The sequence below is a fragment of the Marinobacter sp. S6332 genome, assembly GCF_023016045.1.
In the GTDB taxonomy this organism is placed as follows: domain Bacteria; phylum Pseudomonadota; class Gammaproteobacteria; order Pseudomonadales; family Oleiphilaceae; genus Marinobacter.
Genome location: NZ_JALKAP010000035.1, coordinates 1 through 358, shown reverse-complemented (window position 1 = coordinate 358; position 358 = coordinate 1). Strand labels below are relative to the sequence as shown.

Sequence of the window (358 nt, the reverse complement as noted above, 5' to 3'; positions counted from 1 at the left end):
AATAAGGGCGAGGCTAAGAACGCGCTGGCTCGTGCCGTCTTCCTGAACCGGCTCGGTGAACTCCGCGATCGCAGTTACGAGAATCAACGCTACCGTGCAAGCGGACTCAATCTCGTCGTCAGCGCTATTATCCTTTGGAATACGGTTTATATGGAGCGGGCGGTTCAAGCACTGCGCGAAGACGGCCGGGATATCGACGAGACGCTTCTGCGGCATCTTTCTCCCTTGGGCTGGGAGCACATCAACCTGACCGGCGACTATATCTGGCAGCAGGACAAACAGGTCGAACAAGGAAAGTACCGATCGTTACGAACACTGCAGAGGTCTTAGCGTACGATTTTTTCCGTTTCGTGAGCTG

The 358-nt window shown here is 54.7% G+C and carries 1 protein-coding gene; it reads left to right on the top strand.

Translation table 11 applies throughout. The annotated features are described in order from the left end of the window. Positions 1-330 (top strand): transposase (locus tag MWU62_RS18860; protein WP_247116268.1); only part of this gene is annotated, 330 nt, incomplete at its 5' end. Positions 331-358: the final 28 nt, after the last annotated feature.